The sequence below is a fragment of the Pedobacter cryoconitis genome, assembly GCF_001590605.1.
Taxonomy (GTDB): Bacteria; Bacteroidota; Bacteroidia; order Sphingobacteriales; family Sphingobacteriaceae; genus Pedobacter; species Pedobacter cryoconitis_A.
Genome location: NZ_CP014504.1, coordinates 1,566,859 through 1,593,209, shown reverse-complemented (window position 1 = coordinate 1,593,209; position 26,351 = coordinate 1,566,859). Strand labels below are relative to the sequence as shown.

Here is a 26,351-nt window from a genome sequence, read left to right as displayed (position 1 = left end):
TTGATTAAGGAATCACCTCAAACAACATAAACTGGGCCTGTTCCTTCTCATTAAAGTTATTATCTGCTACAAAAATCACTGTCTGATGCCCGTTTGGCAAGACAGGCCCTATAGTTGCACCTTCAATATTATCTATGTAAATCCCCAGGTCATCCATGTTTAAAAGCATTTTCTTTTGAATAGGCTGACTTGCCGGATTTTCTTTTAAAGATTTTGTAGCTATAATATTTGTTGCCCCATTCAAATCCGCCAGGAATACTTTAATAGTTGTCCCCGGCTGCCCTTCGGAATAAGAACGTTCGGTAACCAGCATGCGCTGATTGCCCAGCCAAAGGATATCAGGAATACCATTCACATATTCCCCACCAGCTTTTAATGGCGGTAAAGCCACGGGATCCAGCTCATAAGCATATTGTCCAACATTCTTCTTAGTCTTCAGTTCAAACTGGTAAATTCTGACAAATGCATTATTTCTAACCCCTACTTCCGCACGCGGCCCATCCTGATATAAAGGTTCTTCCAGATTTACATATAAAGTACTAAAGTCATCTGCGAAAGTAAGCCCTTCTAAAACCCCATTTCTTCTCGGGCCACTCTCTATACGCTGCATCCTCAGGTTGTCTGGCAATGGAATGCTATCTGCATATTTTCCATGGGTAGAAACGATATTGATAGTTGGATCGATGAGTATGGTATCTCCATGCTTCATGACACGGTCTCCTTCACTGGTCCAATACAAATGCCCGGTCAGACCATTGTAACGCATTGCTTCTGGATCTGTAGTGCGCGTGGCATTTTTACTGAGTTTAGGATACGCAGAACCATCTTTCTGATAAAGCGTATTTACAGCGATCATACTTACTTTATTGATTCCGGCAGCAGACAACGAGATTTTCGCGGTATAAAATCTGGCCGGGTTGATCGCCGATCTGTCATCACTAATCAGGTAATAAACTTGTTTAACCGGATCAAAATCTATAGCAGACAAACCACCAACAGTAGTTCCTTTGTATTGCTGGTTATAGGGAAAAACATAAGTATTGATATATTTCAGGCTAGTGACCGAAGCCAATACCGGTTGTTTAGGGGTTACATTTTTACGCACTGAACAACCTCCTATGGCCAAGGAGATTAGTAAAGCAAATGCTATTTTGGAGTAATGCTCACGTTTTAACATAGGAATGGAAGAGCTGGAAATTTTATTGTTTCCAGTAAAACGCAGCTAATATACGGTGAGAACTAAAATAAAAAAGGATGCTTATCAAATAAGCACCCTTTTTAAAAATAACAATTAATTGATTAACTCCTGCCCCATTAACTTCTTCCCGGATAGTAAGTTTTCATGTATAAAACATCTTTCGCAGAAATGGTTGTATTATTGGCCGCAATAGTCGTATTGTTGGTCGTAAACTGTGCCTGTACAGCATAATGCATAATGGATGCCGGATCATAAGCAGTATAATTTAATCCCGTTCTTGATTCTACACTTAATACATTAAAGTCAATCTGTGCTTTAGTCCAGTTGTTTGGCGGGCCCATATAATAGTTATAAACTGCCTGCTTATTCCATGGAATATTAGCATCAGGGTGAGACTGCTCATGGTTAAGCCCTAAAGCATGACCAAATTCATGTGTAATTGTCCTTCTGAATTCGGTATCACTGGTTGTATCGGTAAACCAGCCATAATTCATTGATGGTGAATACTGTTTAGAAGTTGTACCAATGTAAGACCAGGAGCCTCCGCTTGCAAATCCAACTTTAATATCAGCTGCTGCATTATCTGCAACAAATGAAAAGGTAACATTCGCAGAAGCTTCCCAGCTTTTAGCATATTGGATAACCTTGTTCCGGACAATATTAGATCCACCAATAAATTTCACTTTAATGGTGCTTCCATTCGTCCATAATTTGTTTGCCGGGCCATTGGCCTCGGTAGCCGGGCCGCCAGGTGCTGGTTGCTTCATTTCACAGGTAAAGTCCTGGTGTAATCCGGTTTCCTGCACTTTTTGATCGTTCACAACAGGTGTTGAATCCTCTGCATTTTTCTTACAGCTGGTCAGGCAGAACAGTACGGCAGTACTGAGCAATAGAAATTTGTTTTTCATAAAAATAGATTTAGTTGAATAGATGTAAAGCAATTTAGGAAAAAATAATTCTAAAACTATATACTATTATAGATTATCTGTTAATGATTTCATAAAACTCACTATATTTTGCATCTCTATTTCTGTCAGGTTTAAAGGTTTGGCAGAAAGTGTCTGTCCCGGCAAGTCAAGGCCCAAGCCTGCTCCACCCCCTTTGTTGTAGAAATCCACTACCTGGTATAAATCCTGAAATGCACCATTGTGCATATAAGGGGCTGTCTTTTCAATATTGCGGATAGTTGGTGTTTTAAACGCAGCCTGGTAATAACTAATTGGGAAAAAGTTATACCTGCCCTGATCCTGATCTTTTTTCGGATGCTTGAAGTCTGCATTTTCAGGAGTACCCAAAACCTCATATTCAGTTAGTTTATAATACGGAGGGATCAACCCGTTAAAAAGTGGCGCAAAGTGACAGCTTCCGCACTGGCCCTTTCCCATAAAAAGATTGAAACCTTTAAGTTGCTGTGCATTCATAGCCTGGCGATCGCCATTGATATACTTGTCAAAAGCAGAATTGCGAGGCGCAAGGCTTTGTATATAGGCAGCCAGTGCAGTAGCAATTGCATCTATATGGATTGGATTTCCTTTAAATAATGGAAATGAATCCTTAAAATCACGTTGATAAACTACTGATTTGCTGACTCTTTCCAAGATCACCTGATGTTCTCCATTCATTTCCTGAGGATTAGTAATCACCGCTTTGATCTGTTCCTGCAGGCTTTTGACACGACCATCCCAAAACTGGCTATATTGGAAACCAGCATATAATAAGGTTGGCGCATTACGCGGAACATTACTTTTCCCATCAAACGCCAGGCTGGTTTTCAATGGTTCACTAAAATATTTTTCGGGATGATGACAGCTTGCACAATTCCTCTTCAAATTTCCTGACAGAGCCTTTTCCAGAAAGAGCTTTTTTCCCAATGCCACAATTTTCGCATCAGTTTTTATTGCACCCGGAAATACATTCAAGGGAATAGCATCTGGACTAAAAATATTTTTAGCCTCATAATTAAGGGCGCTTTGCGTATTCAATTCAGCTTTTGAAAACCGGATGAAATTGGATAATTGCTCTTGTAAAGGCAAGCCATAAGTTGTCAGGAATTTCATCCGGTCAAAACTATCAAAATCAGGATGCTGATCCAGATAAATTACTGTTGCATCCAGATTTTGACGAAGCAAGACCGCCGCCTGATCAGGCTGCTGCACTAAAGGTAACAGTGCTTTTTGAATAGCCCGGATACTCTCCCCGGCTTCCACTACTCCACTTTTTAATTCTGGCGCATCATATCCAGTAATGCTTAAGGTTATAACTCTAAGAAGCTCTAAACGTACACTTTCCAGTATCTGTTGATCCGTTGCTGTAAAGCTATAAAGTAAAGCAGGAAGATCTGAGGATGAACTTGCCAGGAGTTCTGCCTGTGCAGCCAATTCTTTTTGATGAACCCAGGGCTGGGGATCAAATAGCAATGCTTCTATCACCTGGAACCCCGAAGGTTCCTGGTATTCCATATAGGGCTCTTCTACCTCTACCTTTGCAGGTTTATTGTAAATCAGCGAAGAACTCTGGAAAAAGTAATCCAGAAAAAATGCAACTCTCTTATAAGCCAGGCGACTGTTTTTTAAAGCATTTTTAGCGTCATGGATGCTTTGAGGATTGGTATTCAATGCTGCAATTGCCCTTTGCAAATCATTTGTACTTTTTGCAAACAGCTTAAAATTGACTTTAACTTCTTCTACTAAAGGAATTAATCCTGTACTGTCTGTTGATTTTTTCAAACCTAAAACAACAGACAGACAGGTAATAAATAATAAAAACTGGATAATTAACTTCAGTTTATTTCGGTACATGGGCTCCGCCAGCTTTTTTAACAATAGTAAACTGATCCCGGATTTCTCCATCTGCACAAACCCATTTGAGCTCTAAACGGTTGCCCTCTACCTCCAAAACACTTGCGCCACCATGTTCTGCATCAGAAAAATACATCGCGTTGTGCGGATAGGTTGATTGTTTTCCACCCAATTTACCAGCAGAACCACTCACCACATAGACCGTTCCCTGTTTATGGGCAGGATCTTTCTGATAAGGAGCAGAATCCGGGCTTCCGTCATTTTTTCCAGAAGAAGTACTCAGGTTATGTTTTTTAGCATCAAAGGTAGAAGACGGGCCATAATGTCCTTTCATCATTCTGCTGCGTTCATAATCATGGCTATGGCCATTTAAAACGAGGTCTACCCCCTCACGTTCCATAATGCCGATAAAGTTTTCTCTGATTTTAACCAGCTCATCTTCCTGATCAGAATTATGCGAGCCCATCGTATAAGGCGGGTGATGCCAGAAAGCAATAATCCATCCTTTATTTTTATTGGCTGCCAGATCTTTTTTAATCCATTGCACCTGCGGGCCTAAAGTGTCATACAACCGGTAAGTCCGGTCTTCTTTTCCATAAGAGTCCAGCGATAGGAAGTGTATATTCCCAATGTCAAAGGAATAAAAAGCCTGGGTATTAGAAGGCGTCCCACCCGATTCACCATGGACCGGCATAGAGAAATTCTGATAATAAGCAGTCTCATGAGTTTCCTGTGCATGTTTTTCCGTAAGATCAGTATCATGGTAATCATGATTTCCAGGCGTTGGGAACAAAGGATACTTTTTTAGCAAATCATCTTTATAAATATTGAAAAACTTACTCTGAAATTCTGAATCTGTTCCGTCAGAATAAGCATTATCACCTAATAAAATCCAGGCGGTCAAATCTTTATCGCCTATATACTTAAGTACTTGTTCTTTTACCCTGCGCTGATTAATAGAATTATCCCCGCAATCCCCTAAAGCAGCAATCCGGTAAGGTCCAATTTTACCTGGTTCAGGCAAAGTAGTAAAATAGTTATCCTGATTGCCTTGTAAAGTATCCTTCAGGCCGCCAATCGAATAATAATAACGTGTCGCCGGTTTCAATCCTTTCAACTGTATACGATGCTCAGTCAATAGCGTAAGATCTTCAGCAGCCTGGTCAAGTCTGGACTGGCTTGTTCCATACCGCACTTTACTTCTGGCAGATACATCAGTTCTCCAGCGGATCAGTATGCCCGTACTGCTGGCCACTTGTAAATAAGGCCCTCGGATTAACCTGACAGGTTCGGTTGCCGCACCCTTCTGTTTTACTTGTGCGCAGAGCATTACACTCAGCGCACAGGAGAAAAATAACAATACTGATTTCTTAAGCATTCTATTGGTTAATTTTAAGTTTTTTACCTGCTATGTCTTCCCACCGGTAATAATGAAAAGTCCGATCATCGCTCATCACCACAAATAAGCCGTGTTTGAACGTATCATTTAGCGGAACATTGACTACATCAGACCCATCGCTATGATTTGCACTTACTTTAACTACTTTCAAAAGTTCGTGTGCATAAGGATTTTTAGTTGTACCCGCTCTGTTAAAGATATGAAATTGATTTGCTCCCTGATCAGATACTAAAATATAACCTTCGGTAGCTGAGGTTTTATAAATAGAAATACCTTCATGATCTTCCTTAAAACCTGTTGTTGCAAATAAAGCCAGCTCTTCATTTCCTTTTTCAGGATCGGCATAATATTGACGTACACCGAATTGTTCATCTGAATAATAGATATAGCCCAGTTCGTTATCTACCGCAATAGCTTCAATTTCCTTTTTACCACTGTACTGACCAAACTTTCTGACTAGCTTTGCTTTAACATGACCTGTTCCATCATCAGTTAACAGGTATTGCCATAGATAAGTCCCGTCTTTAGGGCCGGTTTTACGGCCAACAATAGCATACATTTTTCCGGCTTTGCTGGTATAGATAGAAATTCCCATCAAGTCTCTGAATTCTGGTGCTGTCTCTCCTTCAAACATCGCAAGGCCGCCATTGTCAACAGGCTTTAAATCAGGTAAAGAAAAGATCCGGAGTTTATGGGTAAAACGTTCTGTAGTTATAGCAATATCAGTTGCTTTGCCATTCAGCATCAATCCATAAGCAACATCAACATTGTTTGGGCGTTTAAGCCCCTTCACCACCAGATTGTGCTGGATCTTACCTTGCAGATCAAAAACATATAATCCGCCTTCAGTGGCTTTATCAGTCCCGATAACAAGGCTTTTTGAGGCATCCTGAGGATTAACCCAGATGGCAGGATCATCAGAATCAAATTGTACTTTTTCTGAGACAATTATAGGTTGAACAATTGCGGAGTCCATAGCAACTGCCCCGGTATTGGTAATTTTATGATTGCAGCCTGCTGCTAAAACCGGCAAGGCAAGCAAAAGAAATTTTATAGGGTATCTTAACATATTGTTGATTTGATGAAAGCTGATTATTTTAATCCAAATGCACCGATATTGACAGATGGCGCTGGTGAAGGGTAAACAATTCCATTCACGGTTAATCCGTCTGGAAAATTACGTACAAAAGCTGTAGTTCCTTTATTCAATGCCGCTGATCCTGGTAATAAATGGAAATCCCAGCTTTCATTTAATGTAGGGTTATCTGTAGCGGTATCGAGTGGATAGTTCGCAAATTTAGGGTCATTATCCCCTGCCAGTTTGCCAATTACATCATTAGTTCCACCAATAATATCCGTCTTTGGCTGAAACTGGTTAACCGTAGCCTGGCTGTATCCATAGTACAAAGAATTTTTGAAAGTTGAACGTTTATCTTCCGGAAGTTTCAGATCTCTTTTAATTCCAAAACGGGTATTGGCAAACAAATTATTGTATAATTCTGCATATACCGTAGCTTCTAACCAGACAGAGCCACCTTTTGCCGTTGGCCTTCTCCAGCCTGTATTCAGCATCGTATTGTTATAAGCCACTACATGCGCCTGTGGCGTTCTGTCACCAACATTCGAAAGCTTAAGTGCATTGGTATTGGTTGCATAAAACAGGTTATAGCTGATATCAGCCAGACATCCCGATTTAATATTGATACCTTCCCCACCTACTAAACCTGTACTATAGAACCTGTTATTTGAAAAGATGATCTTTCCACCTTCTATATAGGTACAATCATCTCTGAAATACCTGAAAGTGCTGTTGGTCACCACCAATTTACCTTTTACATTTGAAAACCACAGTGCAGGTGTATTCTCTCCGCTTTTAGCTTTGTATAAGCCCATTTTCACAGAGGTTGAAGCTTCAGTAGTTGCCCCACCTCCATATTCGATAATCGTATTGTCGAGTAATAATTCCGTACAGCTTGTTGCAGCCAGTATACCACCCCAAAGTTTACCATACTTATTCGCCGCAGTCCTGTAATTTTCTTCTACGGTGATTTTAACCGGATTTGCCGCGCTTCCCATAGAATATAAATTACCTAAAACAATGAATTCTGGTTTGGCAATCGTATCCATAATAACCGTTACACCTTCTTCAATGGTCAATGATTTTGATACAGGAACAATAATATCCCCCGTTACCCGGACTACACTTCCTTTCGTCCATATTCCAAATACCTCACCCGAAACACCATTACCATTCTGGGCAATTGGTGTGGTATCTACATCTATATTTGCTTTTTTACAGCTGGTAAATAGCGCAGTCATTAAGACTGCTACTATGAATAATCTATTTAAGTTCATCTTGGTTTATCTATTTTTGTTTTTGTAAGATGGAGCCTTTGATGATTAAAATAATTATTGCTCTGAGAGCTTAACAATTATTTTAATCATGTCGGGTTGATCTTGGTTTATTTATTTCGTTTATAACTTATAGCGTAAGCCAATCAAGTAAGTTTGTTCGTAAAAATCTTTGCGGATCAAGGTTTCATTGCTGTCTTCTTTTTGTTTCGGCAAGTCTGCATTTAAGCTATTCTTACCTTTGATAAACAACTCATTAGGTGTATTCAGCAAGTTTCCAGCTTTAATAAAAAAACTGATGTTACTTTTAAATTTCTTCTCTACAGAAGCATCCATCTGGATGAATCCTTTTTGCCATAAATCATTGTCCACAAACTGAGAGATGGTATTGATTCTTTCTCCGGTATAAGAACCTGCCAATTGCGCATCCCATCCATGTTTGCTGTCTTTGTAAATCAGCGATAAATTTCCGGTATGTGCAGACTGACCAAATAAAGGCCTGCTTTGTTCTACATTAATTAATTTCAGGTCACCACTTTCAGTTCTGATCCTGCTGCTTTTGTCTGTAGTGATCCTTGAATGCGTATAGGTGTAATTGGCCTTAATCCCTATCTTATGGAAGAACTTGATATAGTCTACTTCTAAACCGTAGTTTTTAGCCGTTCCAAAGTTACCTGGCGTATAATATTGATCTTGCCCTCTGGTTGCATCTGCCTGGATAGTATATTCAATCGGATCTTTGATATTCTTAAAAAACGCACCCACTAACAATTGGTCGGTACTGTTCGGGAACAATTCATAACGTAAATCAAAGTTATCAGCAATAGCACGTTTCAAATCCGGATTACCACGTTCCTGATATTCTTCAGTAATGGTTTTTGAAGGTACGATCTCATAAAATCCAGGACGGTTTAGTGAGCGGAAATAAGTTGCTCTTAAGTTTTCATTTTTACTCAGTCCATATTTCAGGTTCAGACTTGGAAGCAGATCTGTATAAACCTGGCTTCCGGCCGGATTTGACTCACCTGCAGGAAATAGCAGGTTATATCCCTGATTGGTATGTTCTATTCTCGCTCCACCGATTACTTCCAGTTTAGCAATTTTGAAATTGAACATTCCGTATCCGGCTGTAGTTTTTTCAGAAGCATCATAAGTCAATGGATTGGCTACTGCTCCTTTTGGATTCTGAACCTCCCAGTTAATGTCTGTATAGTTCATAAAATCAGTTCCGTATAAACCGGCTCTGTTTAATGGATAAAGTACGTAGTTGTTATAGAAACTGCTTCTTTGCTTGTCTCTGTAAAGCCCGCCAGCTGTAAAGTCGACTTTAATACCTGCAATAGCTGCTGTGTAAGTGATGTCCAGATAGCCTGCTTTGTCTTCATCTGTGTTTCTCGACCATCTGTGATCAATTTCTTTCGCGGTAGTCCGGTTATCCAGGAAATTACTGCGGGTCCCGTTTAACGAGATCGTTGTTTCATCCGGAATATCGTTTTTAGCAGTAGAATAAACTGCAGACCATTGTACTTTTAACTTCTTCGGAATCAGCGTGTGTTCTCCATGCAAAGTACTGTTATAAATCTGCTGCTCGGTATATCTTGAACGCGTCGCATAAGAAATTTCTGCGCTTCCTGTAGCCGCATTATATTCTGAAGTAGAGAAATTTGTGGTGATCTGATCACGGGTTTGTATACTGGTCAGGTTCACATAAGAGTTAACCAGCGATAGTTTATTTCTATCATTAAAATTGTAATCTATTTTCCCGTGTAATCCGTAACGTTTCTGCTGTTCGCTAAACTGTCTTTCGGCCATCGATGTAATTCTTGAAAACTTATCTGTTTCAGCAACGGTTGAATTAAAGAAAGTACTGTTCGTACCGCGGTAAGTATTCTGATAACTTCCCGCAATTAATACACCTAGTTTATTGTTTAGAAAGCGTTGTCCGATAGCAATACCACCCACCAGATTAGGATCTGCCTGTTTTGCTTTATAATCCACTGTTCCTTTAGAAAAATCAGCAGCTTTAGCATCATAAGCTCTTCCGTTGTTTTCATAAGGGGACTTTGAATTGATTGCACCTGCATCGAAAGCAAGGAATTTGCGGTCAAAAAGCATCTGACTATATCCTGTTGCCAAATTTGCATTCACCTGTAATTTTGAAGGTGCATCTTTCATCACCATATTAATTACACCACCAACAGCATCTCCCTCCATATTTGGTGTCAACGATTTATAGACTTCCAAACGTTCCAGTAATTCTGAAGGAAAAATATCCAGGGGTACATATCTGAATTTGTTATCAGGACTTGGTATTTTAATCCCATTTACCAAAGTATAGTTATACCTTTTATCCATTCCCCGCAGGATAGCATATTGTCCGTCTCCGTTATTACTTCTTTCAATGGTTACACCTGATACCCTTTGTATCGCATTGGCCACCGTTAAATCCGGGGAGATTTCCATCGCCCTGCCAGAAACCACATTCATCACCTGCATAGATTTCTGTTCTATCTTCCTGGCTGTGCGTTCTGTAGCGCCTTCCTGTTTTGCGGCAATCACAATTTCGCTTAGGTCGTGGGTATTGTCTTCACTCAAATACACGTTAAGTGAAGGGTTATCCTCCTTTTCTACTTCAATCTGTTTAGTGAAGGTTCGATAACTGAGGTAAGAAACTTTGAGCGTAAAGCTTCCTGATTTAACATGTTTGAACTCGAAAGAACCGTCCAAACCAGTCAGGGTTGTTTGTGTTGTGTTTTCCAATCTTACGGAAGCGCCAACCAGGGCTTCTCCGGTCCGCTGGTCGTACACGTGTCCTTTAATGTTACTGGCTTTTGCCACCGCTATGCTTAAGAATAAGCAAAGAATCGTTTGTAAAATTAATTTCATTGTTCAAATAGTTTGTTTGTGAGCGTGTGTTTTTTTCGCTGTCACAAATGTGTGTTATCCTTTCTCAGCAGGCTAAAAATCACCGTGTACAAAATGTAAACACCGTGAACCGGACTGTATACAAAGCGCATACAGCGTATACACTCACGAGTCAACATATTGACATTCATTGATTTAAAAATAACAAAGTCGCCGTTATCATTCAGTTAGCGTAACATTAAGGAATTGTTAAGGGCAGAAATGACGGGTTTCTCCTATCAGACCAGACCGTTCAGCAAGCAAATCAGATGGTCTGAATAAAGGTGCTCAAGTTATCTCCCTGTCCAATATTTAGTTTTTTTCTTAGTCTGTACCTGGCAACCCTGAGGCTGTCCTGAGAAATCCCGAAAATTACCGCCATATCTTTAGAACTCATGTTCATTTTCAGCAGCGCGATTAACCGGATATCATTTACAGTCAGTTCTTCACAATGTGCTTTAAGACTATCAAAAAATGACTGATGCAATTGTTCAAATATCTGGGTAAAATCTTTCCACTGCTGGTCATGGTTGATGTTCTGATTGAGTTGTCTGACTAATTGCTGCAATTGCTTTTTCTGATCCCGCTTATCTTCTTTGATCATCTCATCAAGCTTGGTACGCAGACTATCGAGGAAATTATTGTGCTGTATCACTTGCAAAGTATGCGTGGTGAGTTCCCTGCTTTTAAGCTCCAGTTGCTGTTGCTGAGCCAGATTAAGCTGTTGATTCTTTTCTGCAATTGCCCTGTTTTCTCTCAGCTTGAGCCTTTGACGCGAAATAGTCAATGCCCCCATAATGATCAGCAACAGAATAACGACCACTACAGCTATACTGATAACCAGGTTTACCTTTTTGCTATTTTCCAAAGCAGCAATTTCATCGTTCTTTTTATCTATGCTATAAATGATCTGTAAAAAGGACATTTGCTTATTACTTTCGTCAGAATATAAGTGAAGGACGTGTTTGCGGCTCAGTTCCATATAGTAATAAGCACTATCATTTTGCCCGGTCAGGTTATAGGATTTAGCAATATCCCGGTAGGCCGAAGCTTGTTGATATTCATTTTTAGTAGCGATGGATAAACTTAAAGCAGTTCTGGTGTACTTCAATGCTTGTTTATAATCACCCGTTTTTCGAAAAATATCACCCAGATTGTTAATCACTTCAATACTGGAAACTTCATTGTTTACCGCTTTGTACAATTTCAGAGATTCATCAAAGTAATATTTTGCAGAATCGTAGCGAACCAGGTCTTCGTGAATACTCCCCAGGTTTTCATAGATTTTTGCTTCGCCTTGTTTATACCCTGCCTTTTGATATTCTTTTAAAGCGTGCCGCTGGTAATAAAAAGCGCTGTCATACCGCCGTTCTTTTTCATATAAGTGACCAAGATGTCCATAAGTTTCTCCCAATCCTATGTTATTATTTGTGATTTTATAGAGCCTCAGTGCCTGGTCATATTGTTTCCTGGAAGACTTTTTATTGAAATTCTGATAATAGACCACACCCATATCATTCAGATTATCAGCAAGTAAGTCCTGTTCATTCAGCTGTTTGAAAATCTTATCCGCTTGTTGATGGTATTCCAGAGATTGCGCATAATGTCCTTGAGCGTAGCATATTTTCCCCATTTGCTGCAGGCATATGCCAATAATCTTTTTGTTATTGTCTGCGAGGGCTTGGTGATAGCATTTTTTTAGCTGGATGAATGCAGAATCCGGGAAACGGTTACTGAGCGCTAAGGTGTGTTTAAGTTCTTCTTCAGGTACTGATTTTGCCTCAATTTTGTTCAGTTGAAATAAACAGATAAATAATAAAATCGAGGTTTTAAGATAAAATTTGCAGTTGACAGCTATCATTTGAGAACAATTATACAGCCGCCTGATTGGAGTTGCGGCCCCTGCAAAGAACGCCTTCTAGTATTAATACAATGTTAAGCCAATGGTAATGAATACTGAAATGTTAGGTTTTGTTTAATAACATGATAACATTAATTGTACAAAATAAGAAATAAAAGATTTAAATTTAGGCATAGCTATTGATATACATTCCTTACTAAAACTATTTAACCATATAATATATGCTCAGACACACTTATTACGATCCGAACGAAACGAATATGCCGGAAAACAAATTGATCGACTTACAAGAATATTACGAGGTTGAATATTGGTCTAAAAAATTTGGTGTTACACCAGAATTATTAAAGCGTGCAGTTAAAGAATCAGACAGTGCTGTCGCTGATGAAGTAGAAAAATATATCAGAACTAAGTACGCTTAATCAAAGAAGACACTCAATTACGTTAATAAAAAGCGCCTGATTACATTAAAGGAGAAAACAGACGACTTAATTTTTCAGGAAACTGTTTATATAAAGGTCTTTTTTCCCATTCTTCAGGATTAAGCTGTATGGCATCTTCCAGATCCTGATAGAATATTTTTGTCATTTCCTGAGCGGTATGACTATCATAAATAACACTGTTCACCTCAAAGTTCAGTTCAAAACTTCTATTGTCCATATTAGCCGTTCCAATTACAGACAATTGCTGATCGGAAACCATGGTTTTTGCATGGATAAAGCCTTTCTGATATTCATAGATTTCTACTCCCGCTTTCATTAAATCACCATAATAAGATTTTCCAGCAGCGGAAACCATTCTTGAATCTGATACTCCGGGTACTAATAAAATAACCTTCACACCGCTTAATGCCGCTACAACCAGCGCATCCAGTAAGCTTTCTCCAGGAATGAAGTAAGGGGTCGTAATCAGGATTTCTTTTTCTGCCATCCCTATCACCTGAATTAATGAAAATAAAATTGTAGGATTATCGGAGTCAGGCCCACTCGCAGCAATTTGCATCACGGCATTTTCACCGTTATCTTTAGTGGCCGAAAAGAAATCTTTTTGGGGCAAAAGTTCTTCGTCTGCACAAAAATTCCAATCACAGATGAACAGATATTGCAGGTAATAGATTCCCGGGCCAGTTATTTTAAGATGCGTATCCCTCCAATAGAGCTGATCAGGTCGTTTCGGACTATTGATATAACGGTCACTGACATTAATTCCACCAGTAAACGCGATATTCCCATCTATGACTATGATCTTGCGGTGATTTCTGTAATTAATCCGGTTGGCTAAAGCAATGAAGAGTATCTTATAAAACGGATAGGCTTGTACACCTGCATCGATGAGTTCAGGAACAACTTTTTTACGGATACTACTGCTGCCAAAATCGTCATAAATCAAGCGTACCTGGACCCCTGCCCTGGATTTCTCCATTAAGACTTCTTTAATCGCATTGCCTATTTCATCATCTTCATAGATATAATACTCCATATGAATATGATGTTTAGCTTGTTTTAAAGCTTCCAATACAGCTGGAAATTTCTCTTCACCGTTTTTTAAGATTTCGATTTTATTATTTGCGGTGAGGTTACTCATTCCATCTTTCAGCAAAAGTTTAACGAGTTTCTGATACTTCAAAAGTTCATTGGGCACATTGTTCCATGTTTTTTCAGATTCTTTTAGAATCTGCCTTTCAATGTGACGTTGCATGATTACATTTTTAACAATCTTTTTGCTGTATAACTTCCGCTTACGGTAATTAGTGCCGACGCAGAAATAGATAATAATTCCCAATATGGGAAAGAAAACGGTTAGCATCAGGTAAGCGAGGGTCTTACTCGTTGAATGCGTGTCATAAATAATACGCAGGCTAGTAGCTATAACAATCAGGGTATAGACAATTTCCAGTAAAAGTATCCAGCTAATTTCTTGCATATTATTTTAAAAAGATATCGTAAGCAAAGCGTAAAATGGCATATACCACCACCATCAGGAAAAACACCCTGATAAATTTATTTCCCTTCAATACAGAAAGCTGCCAGATTGTTGCAATATTAATCAATTTAGATCGTAAAGCATATTCCCCAAATGTAACCAAAGATTTAATTCTGCCGTCCCCTGAATTTACTTTTTCAAAGTGAATAAAAACAAATAGGACTCCCTCAGTATCAATAGATTGACTATTTGACTATTTCCTCTTAAAAAAGTAAACATTGGCATAAAATTGGCGGTATAATTTTCAATTAACGAAACTCAAAACCAATGAATAAGAAAATTTTAATATTTGATGATGATCAGGAAGTACTGACCGCTATGGAATCATTGCTTGACTTTGTAGATTGGGATTTACTTACCTTTGCAACCGGCAAGGATGCCCTGATTAAAATTGAAAAAGAAAGCCCTGATCTGATTCTGATGGATGTGGAATTAGATGGATTTGATGGCAGGGAAATTTGCAGGTCAATTAAAGAAAATTCAGCATTGCAACATATTCCTATTATTCTGATTTCAGGCAAGTTCCGTCCGGAAATGATTATAGACACGGAGTTTGGCCCGGACGACTTTTTACCAAAACCATTCAATATTGGTGATCTGATTGATAAAGTATACTTTCAGCTGGCTTCTTGACCTAAAGTGAGTCTAGTGCTTTTAAGATTGTGGAGCAGGCTTTCCTGATCTCTTCTTCAGTGATAATTAATGGAGGAGCAACCCTTAAGGCTGTTTCACAATGTAAAAACCAGTCTATGATGATACCATCGGCGGCACAAAGCTGACTTACTTTTTCTACCTGCTGAAAACTGTCTAGCTGGATACTCATCATTAGTCCTTTCCCCCTAACCTCACGGATCAGTGGGTGAACGAGCAATGTTTTGAATAGTTCTCCTTTTGCAGCAACACCAGCTACCAGATTTTCGTCCAGAATAACTTCCAGACTTGCCAGTCCGGCTACACTCGATACCGGGTGCCCGCCAAAAGTAGTGATATGACCAAGGATAGGGTTTTCTTTGAGTACCCCCATTACCTCTCTGTTCGCGATAAATGCACCTATTGGCATTCCACCGCCCAACGCCTTGGCCAGCAGCAAAATATCAGGTACAATATCATAATGTTCAAAAGCAAAAAGCTTTCCTGTACGGCCAAATGCCGCTTGTATTTCATCGAGAATAAGCAAAGTACCAGTCGCAGTACACTTATTCCTTAGTTTCTGCATATAAGTTTTTGAAGCTACCCGGATGCCGGCTTCTCCCTGTACCGTCTCCATAATTACACAGGCGGTATTTTTAGTGATCAGTTCCAGATCTTCTTCTTTACCATAGGTTATGAAACGAACATCTGGCAGCAAAGGGCGGTATTTCTGTTTAAAGTGTTCATTGCCCATTACACTTAATGCACCATGTGTACTGCCATGGTAGGCATGGTGACAGGAAATAATTTCTGATCTTCCGGTATAGCGCTTCGCTAATTTAAGGGCACCTTCAGTAGCTTCAGTCCCCGAATTGACAAAATAAACGTTATTCAGTTTCGAAGGCAGTACACTAATCAGCTTTTCGGCAAACCTGACCATTGGAGACTGTACAAATTCACCGTAAACTGTAAGGTGAAGGTATTTATCCAATTGCGCTCTGATGGCATCCAATACTTTTGGATTCCGGTGTCCGATGTTACTGACTGCAAATCCAGAAACCAGGTCCATATAACTTTTTCCGCTTAGATCATATAGATACATTCCTTCTGCATGGTCAACTTCAAGCATATTCGGACTGGTAGATGTCTGGGCGTTATTACGTAAAAAAAGTTCTTTATGACTGATCATTGGATTTCCTGAATTTTGCGGTAAAACTACTTATAATTTAAACAGGCTCTAAGAAAAATAAGATCTTTTCCGTGTCAAAATGAGTGCTACAACTAGAATTTCAGCAGAACAGGATCAGAATTTCAGGCTAAATATAGGGTAGAGTTAATACCGGCGCATAGTTCCCGGCTGTTTTACAAATGCTCCCTTCCTCAGTGAAATAAGCAATAATGCTATTTCTCAGCATTACTGAACCTTTTACGAAGCGTATGCTCATGGAGCAGGTTCGTCGTGCGTATCAACAGGCCTGATAATCATTCTTAAGGATTGATCTTTAGAGAAGTAAGCTACTGTCCAGTTGTAGAAAGTCCTGAATCTGTTCCGATAAGAAATTAACGACATCAGGTGAATAAATAACCATGCCAGCCAGGCTATAAATCCATTCAGGTGAATCCTTGGTTTAGGTAAATCTACCACAGCTTTATTACTGCCTATAATAGCCATACTTCCTCTGTCTTTGTAAATAAAACTGTGGGGTACTTTTTGTTCGGCAATACGCGTAAAATTAGCAGCGAGGTTTCTGCCCTGCTGAATTGCAACCTGTGCAACTTGCGGGTGCCCTTCCGGATAACCCGGGTCACCGGATTGTGAAACTGTATCTCCAATGGCATAGATATTTTCCAGCCCTTGTACTTTATGAAATCCGTCTGCAATCAATCTTTTTCCACGTCCGTAACTGGTGGCAGGAATCCCATCAAAACTTATCGCGCTGACACCTGCTGCCCAAATCAGATTCTTGGTGACAATTTCTGTTCCGTCAGAAAGAATCACTTTATCATCTATAAAATCGTTTACGTGACTGTTCAATAAGATTTTTACACCTAATTTGGTCAGAGACTCATATGTGTTTACTTGTGATTTAGTACTCATGGGCTTTAATAAAGCCGCACCACCGTCAACCAGGTAGATCTGAGCACCTGTATTTTTCAGTTCAGGATAATCTTTATGCATGATATTCTGGCGCATCTCGGCAAACATCCCGGAGATCTCCACCCCTGTCGGCCCACCGCCAGCAATGACAATAGTCAGGTTTTTTGCAATTTCAGCCCTGTCTTTAGTGATGGTAGCTTCTTCAAAGTGTGTCAATAATTTATTACGCATTTGTATTGCATCACTCAGGGTTTTCATGGGTATGGCATTTTTCTTCACATTTTCCATCCCAAAATAGTTCGTCTCTGCACCGGTTGCAAATACGAGTTCATCGTACTCAATAGTCCCATTACTTAAAACGAGCTGCCGGGATTCAGGAATAACTTTAAGCAGTTCACCTAATCTGAAATGCAGGTTGCTTTTATTTCTGAATAGTTTACGGATTGGATAACTGATACTGGATGGTTCCAGGAATGCGGTAGCCACCTGGTAAATCAGCGGCGGAAAGAAATTATAATTATTTTTATCTACCAATGTAACTTGATAGTGTTTCTTTTTTCCGAGTTCCAGGGCTAAGTTAATGCCTGCAAACCCTCCGCCTATGATAACTATTCGTTTCTGCATAATTTATATTTTAACTATCAGCACCGGGAGTACCTTTTGATAGTCTCTGACTAATGACAGTTAAAAGTAAATAATGTTTTGAAACCTGAATGTAAAAATTATTATCGTTAAGCTGGCAGACTGATTTTACCCATGGTCACGCTTGGTATCCCACGGCGATGACCAAAATCAGTCTGTCCACCGGCTACGCATTCATTGGCCAGTAAGGCAAATAGTACTGCTTCTTTAGCGTCCGGATCTATTCCTAAATCAGCAGTATCATTCAGTGCAAAGCCTAACCCTTCACTAATTTTTTGAACCAAAAGAGGATTATGCATTCCACCCCCGCTTAAATAAACTTTAAATGGCTGTTCGCCAATAGCTTGTTTAATTGCAGTGACAATACTGATCGCTGTAAACTCGCATAATGAGGCTAAGGTATCTTCTTTAGAAATAGAAAGCTGTCCGATTGCTTCCTTTGCATTTTGAAGATAATTCAGATTAAATAATTCTGGCCCGGTAGTGCGCGGAAACGGCCTGTCAAAAAATGGATGAGCCAGCAGCGCTTCAACAAGTTCAGTATTCGGAGTTCCGCTTTTCGCGATTGCTGCATCCTGGTCATAATATTTACCCGGGTAATTGAGTTGAACAAATTGATCCATTAAGGTATTACCCGGACCAACATCTGTCGAAAATACAAGAGCTGGATTTCTACCTCCGGGTAGGTAAGTGAAATTTGATATCCCGCCAATATTCAATAATATCCGGTTTTCAACCGGACTGGATAATAACAAATAATCTCCATATACGGCTAATGGTGCTCCTTCTCCACCAGCAGCAACATGTTTCTGTCTAAAGTCACTGAGGGTAATTATTCCAGTATGTACAGCAATATGATCGCCATCTCCTATTTGCAACGTCGCATTTGGAAAAGATTCCATGTGGTGCAGGGAAATTGGCGCATGAAAAATCGTTTGTCCGTGACTGGCAACCAGATCAACAGCAACGGAAGGATATCCCCACTCCTTTAAGGCATCCAGGATCAGCTTCGCAGAATAACTCCCGATCACTGCATTTAACAAAGTAACTTTCTGCAGTTCAACCTCTGTTTTGAAAGAGATTGCTTTTAATTCTTCTTTGAATTCCTGGCTGTAAGGCATCGTGATGAAATGCAGCACTTTCACTTCAGTTTGTAAACCCGATCCCGTGAATTCACATAAGGCAATATCTAAACCGTCTAAAGAGGTTCCGGACATTAATCCAGCAATGATTCTGGACGGGGCGGCAGCTATTCTGGCTAAATCGGCGATGTGAACATTCATATTTGTTATGGAGCGCTTTTAAAGAATAATTTTAGGGATGCGTTATTGAATACTTTATCGGGATATGCTATTGGATACTTTATTTGGTTGCGTTATTGGGATACTTTATTGGTATGCGTTATTAGGATACTTTATTGATACAATTTATTGCGATAATTATACTGATATGATTTGATTACAATGATTTTATTAGTGCAATTTTATCGGGGAGACCTTTTACTGAGGGATACTTTTTAAAAGATCAAGAGATAGTCCCTGGAAATTATCACCAAAATGGTGGTCACCCGGAACGATTTCTGTTTTTAAACCTGCTTTGATAAATTTGGAAGCGATATCACCACCTTCTTCTTTTCCAAAAAAACTGATTACAGGTACATTTTTGATCTTTTTCATCTCGCTTTGCACATTATAAGTTTCTGTGGTATTGCCAAAACTAAGCATATCCAAAACATGTATTTCGAAATCGGCAGTCACATCCGGAGATAGTGAAAGTACCGCTGAGAGACGTGATTTCAAGGCAGGTTCCAACCGGTTAGCAACAAAAGGGACAACAGATGCGCCAAAAGAATAACCCGCTAATACAAATTTATCTTTGTTAAACTGAGCAGTATAATGCAAGATGGCTTTGCTCAGGTCTGAAGTAGTCTTTTCAGGTGTGCGGGCATCCCAGAAATATTTTTGTGCATCCAGACCAACTACAGAAAGTCCTCTTTCTGCAAGAGCTTCAGCAAGCGACTGATCAAAACTTGTCCATCCGCCATCTCCTGAAATCATCAGCACCAAAGGAAGCTTATCCTTTTTAGCGGCAGGAATAATAGTTAAAGGCAGATCTTCTCCGTAGAGCTTGATCGCTTGTGTTTTTAATTCTTTATTTTCTCCTTGTTTGCGCTCAGCGAAGGACGGTGCGTTTATTATTTTTTGAAAAGCAGCTTTGAATTGCGGCTCCCATTCACCCGTCACCGCGAAACCGTGTCCTACTTTTGGCAGATTAATCAGTTCTGCCATAGGCATATCTTTTAGAAAAGAGGCAGTAGCTGCGTAAGGGCAGGCTTCATCTTTGAATCCATTCAGCACAATAAACGGTGCTGTCAGCTTTTCATTTCTTTCCAGCCAGAAAGAAACGCCTGGCTTAAGTACGTGTTGCGTTAATCCACTCCCTTTACAAAAAGGTTTCTTTGCGACAATATCTGGACAAAATCCTAAGGCGATAGCTCCTTTAAAGGTATTGGCGGGTGCTTGTGCTAAAATCCCGTAAATTAAGGTTGCTCCGTAGGAATAGCCCACCAGTACGGGTTTGGTATAAGTACTGAATTTGTATTTTTTCTGGATCATTAAACTCAGCTGCTCAAAGTCTGCAGCGGGATAATAACAGTCAGTTTTACGTTTAGCTAAGGCTTTCTGGTAGTTCCGTGCATCAATACCCAGAACCAGGGCGCCTTGTTCAGTCAGCTTTTTGGACATATCAATCACGCCATCTTTCCACCCGCCGTCACCAGAAACAAACAGGACAACTGAAGTTGGTTTTTGAACAGGCTGATAAATCGTGATTTTACCAAAAGCGCCATACCGAAGAGATTCTTCTCCTTTTATCGCAAACGATGGTTTGCCGAAACAAAATAACATTGCGATCACGAGAATCCATCTTTTCATAGGCTCATTTTAAGGTTTAATGACTTTGGATAATACTGCCGGAATCTGGATAAGGTCATAATCCTGCGCGTAAATGAGGTATTTGTTATGCCATACTGGCGAAAATTTATCCTTTGCATCTCTTAGTCCTTTGTAATGGGAGAAGGATTTGATTTTCTCATAAGCAAATTTCAACGAGCGTTCAGGAAGGTTTTTTGGATCATTCAGACCTGATAAAGGTGCAAAACCAATATTGACTGAAGTATATCCTTTTTCTTTCAGGTATTTAAATAACTCGACAAGAATAAAGTCAATCACACCATTTGGTGCATCGGCCGTTTTCCGGATCAGGTCATAAGTACCTTCCCCTTTGGCATAGTCAGGAATGATATTCAAAAAGGCAACAATCTTTTCTTCCGAATTCTCTACGGTGATGATCGTTTGATTTTTCAGTTCTTCCCAGTCAAACATCCCCTGAGAGAAAACAATTTCTTCCCGTTCTGTTTCTGCCAGCCATTCATCTGAAACTGATTTTATTTTTTGCAATAAACCGTCTTTAACCGGTGCTTCATAGATCTTACTGTGGTATCCTTTTTCACCAACTTTTTTCAGGGCGTTACGGATTGACTTCCTATTTCCCCCGTCCAGAGTAAATGTAGTCAGGTTAACCACGCCTTCTTGTCCTAAGAATAAACGCTTTTTACCACTTTGGGTAAAGGCTTCCAGGTTTTCTTCAGCTACGCGGTAATAAAAACTTTTCATCCCGCTTTCAAAGCAATACTTATCAAATGATTTGATAAATGCTTTTAAGTTTTCAGGGGCGGTCACTGGTGATTCAAGTACAACGGCAAAGTTTCCGGCGATCCGGTAAGAAATAAAGCCTTCCAGATCAGGTGAGCGGTAAATCAGCTTATCAGGATAGGTTTTGAAATAGTCCATTGCAGAATTCCCATACTGGTCCAGTTGAGTCCTTGCCCAGTCAAACTCTTCTGCATCGGTCGTATCTTTGATAATATAAGGACGAATCAAAGTATAAACCAGGAACGCTACGGATAAGAATCCACTGATATTGATAGAATAAAGGAATCCTCTTGCAAAAGCGTCTTGTGGAACAAGATCAGTACTGTCAATCAGTACAAAATTCTCTAAAGTGTATTTTATAGATTGAAGGATACCAAAATCAACGTTAAAGTGTTTGGCATCCAGGAAATAGAAACCAATTGTTCCGTATAAAACTACCGCAGCCACACTAAGCAAGGTGGTTTGAATACCTATAAAGCGCAGTCTGGAGTTATGTTTAACGTAATATTCTTTTCTGGAAGCAATCAGGCCGATAATAACGATCACTGAGTAAAGAGCTTCTTCATAATCGAAAGCCTTGGTCAGGTTTCCAAAAAGAGAGAATACACATAAACTCAAAGCAAAATACCAGGCCATTTTTAGTCCTCTGAGCATAAATGCTGCAGTAACGAGTAAAAACAAGCCTACAACCAGCACAAAGTAGTTCGATGCTGCAATTGCTGAAATAGGCAGAAAGTTCTTTAAGAAGACCAGTCTTTCGTGAATTGCTGGTGTGAGTACAGAAACTATATTTACAATCCCCAAAGCAAGGATCATCAATGCGGGTACGATACGCATCAGCAGTTTGTTGATTTTCACCAGGAAACTCAGGGCGCCTAATAACATTGGAATCCAGAATTCCATGAAACGGTACAGGAAAGTAACCGATACAGCTGCTGCTTCTGAATAGCCTAAACGGATAAGCATAAAGGTCATTGAGGCCTCTACCGCTCCTAAACCTCTTAAAAATGGAGAGATAATCAGGAAGACCACGCCAACTACATAACTAATCGTGGCGACAATGATAGAAGGTTCAATATTCAGGGCTACCATCGCAATATAAATATGTACTACCCCGATGATTTCAATCAGCATGCTGTAAATGAAAGTCCAGATAAACCCGTTGCGCTCAATTTTATTACTCTTGAATTCTGACAGGAAGATTTCTACAGAAGGGATGTATTTCACAAGGAGCTGATAGATTTTACCACCATTAGAAATAGATCTGTAAATCAAATAGATACCTCCTATTAAAACAAATATAGAAATTAAACCGATCCACTCTCCTGCACCTATACTTCCTTTAAAGATCGCATAAATAAATACCGGGATAGCAATAACGACTACCGAAAGAATGCCTACGAAGCCGTAGATTGAGGAAGCAAAATTAATTTGTGATTTACTCACTCCTTTTTTCTCAATATCTCCGCTAAAGAAAGCAAGAGAAGAAACGCCACCTGCTGGCAGAAATACACTGACAAAATTCCTTTTTAAATATAACATCGTGGAGTCAGGCAGGCTAACTTCACTTCCTACTGCTTTAAAGGAGTGCTTATACATTAAACCATGTACAAAAATATAAACAACACTGAGTACAATACCCAATGTGATCCAATCCCACTTAGAAGTCAGGACAAGGTGTTTTACTTGTTGGAGTTCTGCTTTTTCGTGTTGAATAAACCAGATGCCCAAACCAATAAAAAACAGCGTGAAAATATAACTCGCGATGATTTTGTAATTATCCTTTATAAAAGGAACCGGGTTATATTGTGCAGGTAATTTCATGTATAAGTAACGCTTTTCAAATAGTAATCAGGATAGCAAAAGTATGACAATTCTGCTGATTAAAGAATTTCATACACCAAATTAGCCTAAACTAATTCCTTAAAACGTTTTCTGCCACGTTTTGGTTTTTATTTGTCCTTGATTTTGAAAAGATAACGATGCCGATTGCGATGAATGACCACAGTAGCATTTGCCAGGTAGAGAGTGCCCAGCCTCCATGTTTCCAGCAAAGCAAGCCAAAAAAAGTCCCTATTCCTCCCCCAATAAAATAGGTAGTCATATAAATTGTGTTTAAACGGCTGTGAGAGTTTTCATCTAAGGAATAAATCCTGGTAAAATTAGTAATCTGTGTAGCTTGTACGCCAATGTCGAGTATAAATATGGCAATAATCATCACCATCACTGAAACCGGGAAGAGTTTAAGCAACACCAGGCTGAAAATAATCATGGTTACACTAATGATCAAAGATTTCTTTGTATTCCCTTTGTCTGCTAGTTTCCCAAAATATGGGGCTACAAGTGCACCGCCAATTGCGACAATACCGAAAAGCCCGATGGTATCTGCATGAAAGCCAAAGGCCGGCCCACTCAGGTAAAAAGTAACAGTTGTCCAGAAAGAGCAGAAAATACCAAATGTAAATGCACCAAGAATTGCCGACCTGCGCAAGAGTTCATGTTCTTTGACTAAGGCCAGCGTTGATTTAAGTAAAGCAATATAAGTACCTGTAAATTTATGTTTTACATTTGGAAGATAAAGCTTTAACAGTACAGTTATCGTCAAAACCATGATGGCAGAAATTGCGTAAACGTATCGCCAGCCAAGCCAGTCAGTGATGAATCCACTAATCACTCTTGAACCTAATATACCAACCAGGATGCCGCTAAAAACAATCCCGACGGTTTTACCCCGGTTTACTTTATCTAAACTGGCAGCCATGGGCAGAATGATTTGTGCAGGTGCAGAACAGATGCCAATGAGCAGGCTCAGTACCCAGACGAAAACAACGCCTTTTGCAAGCACCATCAAGATCAGCATAGCGGCCAGACTCAGCATCAAAATAAGGATTAACTTTTTACGGTCAACTTTATCACCCAAGGGGATCAGGAAAAACATACCGAGGCCATAGCCCAGCTGCGCGAACATGGATACCCTCCCTATTTCTACATCAGTAGCGTTCAAAGAAATTGCCATTTCCTTCAATATTGGCTGATTGTAATAAATATTGGCGACAGTAATACCCGCAGCAACTGCCATTAACAAAATTGTACCCGATTTTAACTGATCACCTTCCTGGTGTATTTTATTATTTTCACGATTCATCCGACCGCAAAAATAACTAATAATAGGATGAATTCAGGTTCTTGTTTGCTTTCTCTGCAATTTCTATTAGAGTATAGTTGGACAGGATCATCGCATGACCTGGTTTGGTACAAACATCGTGTTCAAAATGTACAGATGGCTTACCGTCGGCCGTTTTCACTGTCCAGCCATCTTTTGACATCTTGATATCTTTAGTACCCAAATTCACCATAGGTTCAATAGCCAGTACCAGGTTCTCTTTCATGAGGATCCCCTCGTTTCTTCTTCCATAGTTTGGCACTTGCGGGTGTTCATGCATTGCACGTCCCAGACCATGACCTACAAACTCTCTGACTACGCCATAACCATTACTTTCTGCATGCCTTTGTATAGCACTTGAAATATTAGTTAAATAGCTCCCTGCCACAGCATGATTGATTCCTTCATAAAGACATTCTTTAGTTATTCTTACTAAATCTATAACTTCCTGATCAGCTTCTCCTACAATAAAAGTATAGGCATGATCTCCATGAAACTCGTTTTTAATGACACCTATATCCACAGAAACTACGTCACCTTCCCGTAACGGTTTATCGTCTGGCATGCCATGGACCACTACCTCATTGACCGAGGTACAGATATGGTGTGGATAACCTTCGTAGTTAAGAAATGATGGAATAGCACCGTGATCCGCAATATATTCAGCCGCGAGTTTGTCAAGAGCCATGGTGGTGATTCCTGGTTTCAAAACTTTAGCGACTTCAGCAAGGGTTGAACTAATTAAGGTAGCACTGATCCGGATCAATTCTACTTCTTCTTCTGTTTTAAGTATAATCATTAGATTGCGGGTTAATTTTCCTGTTTAATTTTTAAGCTGCGGTCAGCAGATAAAAGATACTCATAAAATCTCTTATTTTTAGTATAATTCTTAATCGGTAAAACGATTTGGTGGATAAGATAAGATGATTTACGGTTTATGTGATTTTGACCAGAGGCGGTTAATAAACTGTATTTCAATATTTTATTTATTTAAGACTGCATTAACTATTTATTAGTTAAGATGAATAATCAAAAATAGGATGTTTAAATCAGGAAACAAACAGAAATAAATGAGCTTATTTAATACTTGGTTTTTTAATATTCACAGGTTGTTTTAGCAGATTTTTTTACCTTTATTTTTTAACAAATTATGATGGAATATACCGAGATATGTAAGCCTTTTGATTCCCTGACTGTGAAAGAGCTTTATGCAATATTAAAACTGAGAAGCGAAATATTCGTGGTGGAACAGAATTGCGTTTTCCTGGATACAGATGGCAAAGATTTGTCTTGTCAGCATTTAATGTTGTATCAAAATAAAGAGTTGATGGCATATGCGAGAATAGTACCTGCTGCATTATCATTTACTGAACCTTCTATAGGAAGAATAGTGAGCAGCCATGCGGCAAGAGGAAAAGGGTTTGGCAAAGAACTGGTTTCACTGGCTATTTCGAATTGCCTGCGCTTATATGGAAATAAGCCAATCAAAATTGGTGCACAGCTTTATTTGAAGTCTTTTTATGAGTCTTTTGGCTTTGTAATGCAGGGAGAAGAATATTTGGAAGATGACATTTTACATATAGAGATGATCAGGCCTGTAACTGCTTGAT

At 39.5% G+C, this 26,351-nt stretch carries 19 protein-coding genes; 3 read left to right on the top strand and 16 right to left on the bottom strand.

The window, feature by feature from the left end; all coding sequences use genetic code 11:
- Window positions 1-4: 4 nt before the first annotated feature.
- The 8 genes from AY601_RS06780 to AY601_RS06745 form a co-directional block, all read right to left on the bottom strand.
- Entirely contained in the window at window positions 5-1,177 is a 1,173-nt protein-coding gene (locus AY601_RS06780) for an esterase-like activity of phytase family protein (RefSeq protein ID WP_068398303.1), read from the bottom strand.
- Window positions 1,178-1,314: 137 nt separating this feature from the next.
- Window positions 1,315-2,106, bottom strand: coding sequence for a M12 family metallopeptidase (locus AY601_RS06775; protein ID WP_068398300.1), 792 nt, complete (start codon window positions 2,104-2,106; stop codon window positions 1,315-1,317).
- 66 nt (window positions 2,107-2,172) lie between these two features.
- Complete coding sequence (locus AY601_RS06770; protein ID WP_198163636.1) at window positions 2,173-3,996, bottom strand: cytochrome c peroxidase; 1,824 nt, start codon at window positions 3,994-3,996, stop codon at window positions 2,173-2,175.
- On the bottom strand, window positions 3,983-5,374 hold the full coding sequence (locus AY601_RS06765; protein WP_068398297.1) for a purple acid phosphatase family protein: 1,392 nt from the start codon (window positions 5,372-5,374) through the stop codon (window positions 3,983-3,985). The genes AY601_RS06770 and AY601_RS06765 overlap by 14 nt, the downstream gene beginning before the upstream one ends.
- Before the next feature lies 1 nt (window position 5,375).
- The gene (locus AY601_RS06760) at window positions 5,376-6,464 is read right to left on the bottom strand and encodes a phytase (RefSeq protein ID WP_084359137.1); all 1,089 of its coding nucleotides are present in this window, start codon (window positions 6,462-6,464) and stop codon (window positions 5,376-5,378) included.
- 23 nt (window positions 6,465-6,487) lie between these two features.
- Window positions 6,488-7,750 (bottom strand): right-handed parallel beta-helix repeat-containing protein, encoded by a 1,263-nt coding sequence (locus tag AY601_RS06755; protein ID WP_068398293.1) that lies wholly within the window; start codon window positions 7,748-7,750, stop codon window positions 6,488-6,490.
- A gap of 120 nt (window positions 7,751-7,870) precedes the next feature.
- Window positions 7,871-10,633, bottom strand: coding sequence for a TonB-dependent receptor (locus AY601_RS06750; protein WP_068398290.1), 2,763 nt, complete (start codon window positions 10,631-10,633; stop codon window positions 7,871-7,873).
- A gap of 283 nt (window positions 10,634-10,916) precedes the next feature.
- Window positions 10,917-12,512 carry a tetratricopeptide repeat protein gene (locus AY601_RS06745; RefSeq protein WP_068398288.1) on the bottom strand — a complete coding sequence of 532 codons (1,596 nt, stop codon included), beginning with the start codon at window positions 12,510-12,512 and terminating at the stop codon, window positions 10,917-10,919.
- 221 nt (window positions 12,513-12,733) lie between these two features.
- Here AY601_RS06745 and AY601_RS06740 point away from each other — a divergent pair, with 221 nt between their 5' ends.
- Entirely contained in the window at window positions 12,734-12,934 is a 201-nt protein-coding gene (locus AY601_RS06740; protein ID WP_068398285.1) for a DUF3606 domain-containing protein, read from the top strand.
- Window positions 12,935-12,974: 40 nt separating this feature from the next.
- Here the strand turns inward: AY601_RS06740 and cls are convergent, their stop codons facing one another.
- Window positions 12,975-14,435: a cardiolipin synthase gene (gene cls, locus AY601_RS06735; RefSeq protein WP_068398282.1), complete on the bottom strand. Its 1,461-nt coding sequence runs from the start codon at window positions 14,433-14,435 to the stop codon at window positions 12,975-12,977.
- A gap of 327 nt (window positions 14,436-14,762) precedes the next feature.
- Between cls and AY601_RS06730 the strand changes: the two genes are divergently transcribed.
- Window positions 14,763-15,128 (top strand): response regulator, encoded by a 366-nt coding sequence (locus tag AY601_RS06730; protein WP_068398279.1) that lies wholly within the window; start codon window positions 14,763-14,765, stop codon window positions 15,126-15,128.
- Between the two features lies 1 nt (window position 15,129).
- Here the strand turns inward: AY601_RS06730 and AY601_RS06725 are convergent, their stop codons facing one another.
- The 7 genes from AY601_RS06725 to map all read right to left on the bottom strand — a co-directional run bounded on the left by AY601_RS06725 (window position 15,130) and on the right by map (window position 25,540).
- Window positions 15,130-16,314: an aspartate aminotransferase family protein gene (locus AY601_RS06725; protein WP_198163635.1), complete on the bottom strand. Its 1,185-nt coding sequence runs from the start codon at window positions 16,312-16,314 to the stop codon at window positions 15,130-15,132.
- A 252-nt stretch (window positions 16,315-16,566) separates the two neighbouring features.
- On the bottom strand, window positions 16,567-17,847 hold the full coding sequence (locus tag AY601_RS06720; RefSeq protein ID WP_068398276.1) for an NAD(P)/FAD-dependent oxidoreductase: 1,281 nt from the start codon (window positions 17,845-17,847) through the stop codon (window positions 16,567-16,569).
- A 107-nt stretch (window positions 17,848-17,954) separates the two neighbouring features.
- Window positions 17,955-19,148: an anhydro-N-acetylmuramic acid kinase gene (locus AY601_RS06715; RefSeq protein ID WP_068398273.1), complete on the bottom strand. Its 1,194-nt coding sequence runs from the start codon at window positions 19,146-19,148 to the stop codon at window positions 17,955-17,957.
- Between the two features lie 216 nt (window positions 19,149-19,364).
- The gene (locus tag AY601_RS06710) at window positions 19,365-20,798 is read right to left on the bottom strand and encodes an AcvB/VirJ family lysyl-phosphatidylglycerol hydrolase (RefSeq protein ID WP_068398270.1); all 1,434 of its coding nucleotides are present in this window, start codon (window positions 20,796-20,798) and stop codon (window positions 19,365-19,367) included.
- Between the two features lie 9 nt (window positions 20,799-20,807).
- Complete coding sequence (locus tag AY601_RS06705) at window positions 20,808-23,402, bottom strand: phosphatidylglycerol lysyltransferase domain-containing protein (protein ID WP_068398268.1); 2,595 nt, start codon at window positions 23,400-23,402, stop codon at window positions 20,808-20,810.
- Window positions 23,403-23,493: 91 nt separating this feature from the next.
- Complete coding sequence (locus AY601_RS06700) at window positions 23,494-24,723, bottom strand: MFS transporter (protein WP_068398265.1); 1,230 nt, start codon at window positions 24,721-24,723, stop codon at window positions 23,494-23,496.
- A 16-nt stretch (window positions 24,724-24,739) separates the two neighbouring features.
- A complete protein-coding gene (gene map, locus AY601_RS06695; RefSeq protein WP_068398262.1) occupies window positions 24,740-25,540 on the bottom strand; it encodes a type I methionyl aminopeptidase in 801 nt (266 codons plus the stop codon).
- Between the two features lie 351 nt (window positions 25,541-25,891).
- On the opposite strand from map, the gene AY601_RS06690 reads away from it, so the two are divergent.
- Entirely contained in the window at window positions 25,892-26,350 is a 459-nt protein-coding gene (locus AY601_RS06690) for a GNAT family N-acetyltransferase (RefSeq protein ID WP_232324709.1), read from the top strand.
- Window position 26,351 lies beyond the last annotated feature (1 nt).

What these genes read in the sequence shown, in the direction of transcription:
- AY601_RS06780 (WP_068398303.1), bottom strand. Translation starts at nt 1,177, where the DNA reads ATGTTAAAACGTGAGCATTACTCCAAAATAGCATTTGCTTTACTAATC.
- AY601_RS06775 (WP_068398300.1), bottom strand. Translation starts at nt 2,106, where the DNA reads ATGAAAAACAAATTTCTATTGCTCAGTACTGCCGTACTGTTCTGCCTG.
- AY601_RS06770 (WP_198163636.1), bottom strand. Translation starts at nt 3,996, where the DNA reads ATGTACCGAAATAAACTGAAGTTAATTATCCAGTTTTTATTATTTATT.
- AY601_RS06765 (WP_068398297.1), bottom strand. Translation starts at nt 5,374, where the DNA reads ATGCTTAAGAAATCAGTATTGTTATTTTTCTCCTGTGCGCTGAGTGTA.
- AY601_RS06760 (WP_084359137.1), bottom strand. Translation starts at nt 6,464, where the DNA reads ATGTTAAGATACCCTATAAAATTTCTTTTGCTTGCCTTGCCGGTTTTA.
- AY601_RS06755 (WP_068398293.1), bottom strand. Translation starts at nt 7,750, where the DNA reads ATGAACTTAAATAGATTATTCATAGTAGCAGTCTTAATGACTGCGCTA.
- AY601_RS06750 (WP_068398290.1), bottom strand. Translation starts at nt 10,633, where the DNA reads ATGAAATTAATTTTACAAACGATTCTTTGCTTATTCTTAAGCATAGCG.
- AY601_RS06745 (WP_068398288.1), bottom strand. Translation starts at nt 12,512, where the DNA reads ATGATAGCTGTCAACTGCAAATTTTATCTTAAAACCTCGATTTTATTA.
- AY601_RS06740 (WP_068398285.1), top strand. Translation starts at nt 12,734, where the DNA reads ATGCTCAGACACACTTATTACGATCCGAACGAAACGAATATGCCGGAA.
- cls (WP_068398282.1), bottom strand. Translation starts at nt 14,435, where the DNA reads ATGCAAGAAATTAGCTGGATACTTTTACTGGAAATTGTCTATACCCTG.
- AY601_RS06730 (WP_068398279.1), top strand. Translation starts at nt 14,763, where the DNA reads ATGAATAAGAAAATTTTAATATTTGATGATGATCAGGAAGTACTGACC.
- AY601_RS06725 (WP_198163635.1), bottom strand. Translation starts at nt 16,314, where the DNA reads ATGATCAGTCATAAAGAACTTTTTTTACGTAATAACGCCCAGACATCT.
- AY601_RS06720 (WP_068398276.1), bottom strand. Translation starts at nt 17,847, where the DNA reads ATGCAGAAACGAATAGTTATCATAGGCGGAGGGTTTGCAGGCATTAAC.
- AY601_RS06715 (WP_068398273.1), bottom strand. Translation starts at nt 19,148, where the DNA reads ATGAATGTTCACATCGCCGATTTAGCCAGAATAGCTGCCGCCCCGTCC.
- AY601_RS06710 (WP_068398270.1), bottom strand. Translation starts at nt 20,798, where the DNA reads ATGAAAAGATGGATTCTCGTGATCGCAATGTTATTTTGTTTCGGCAAA.
- AY601_RS06705 (WP_068398268.1), bottom strand. Translation starts at nt 23,402, where the DNA reads ATGAAATTACCTGCACAATATAACCCGGTTCCTTTTATAAAGGATAAT.
- AY601_RS06700 (WP_068398265.1), bottom strand. Translation starts at nt 24,723, where the DNA reads ATGAATCGTGAAAATAATAAAATACACCAGGAAGGTGATCAGTTAAAA.
- map (WP_068398262.1), bottom strand. Translation starts at nt 25,540, where the DNA reads ATGATTATACTTAAAACAGAAGAAGAAGTAGAATTGATCCGGATCAGT.
- AY601_RS06690 (WP_232324709.1), top strand. Translation starts at nt 25,892, where the DNA reads ATGATGGAATATACCGAGATATGTAAGCCTTTTGATTCCCTGACTGTG.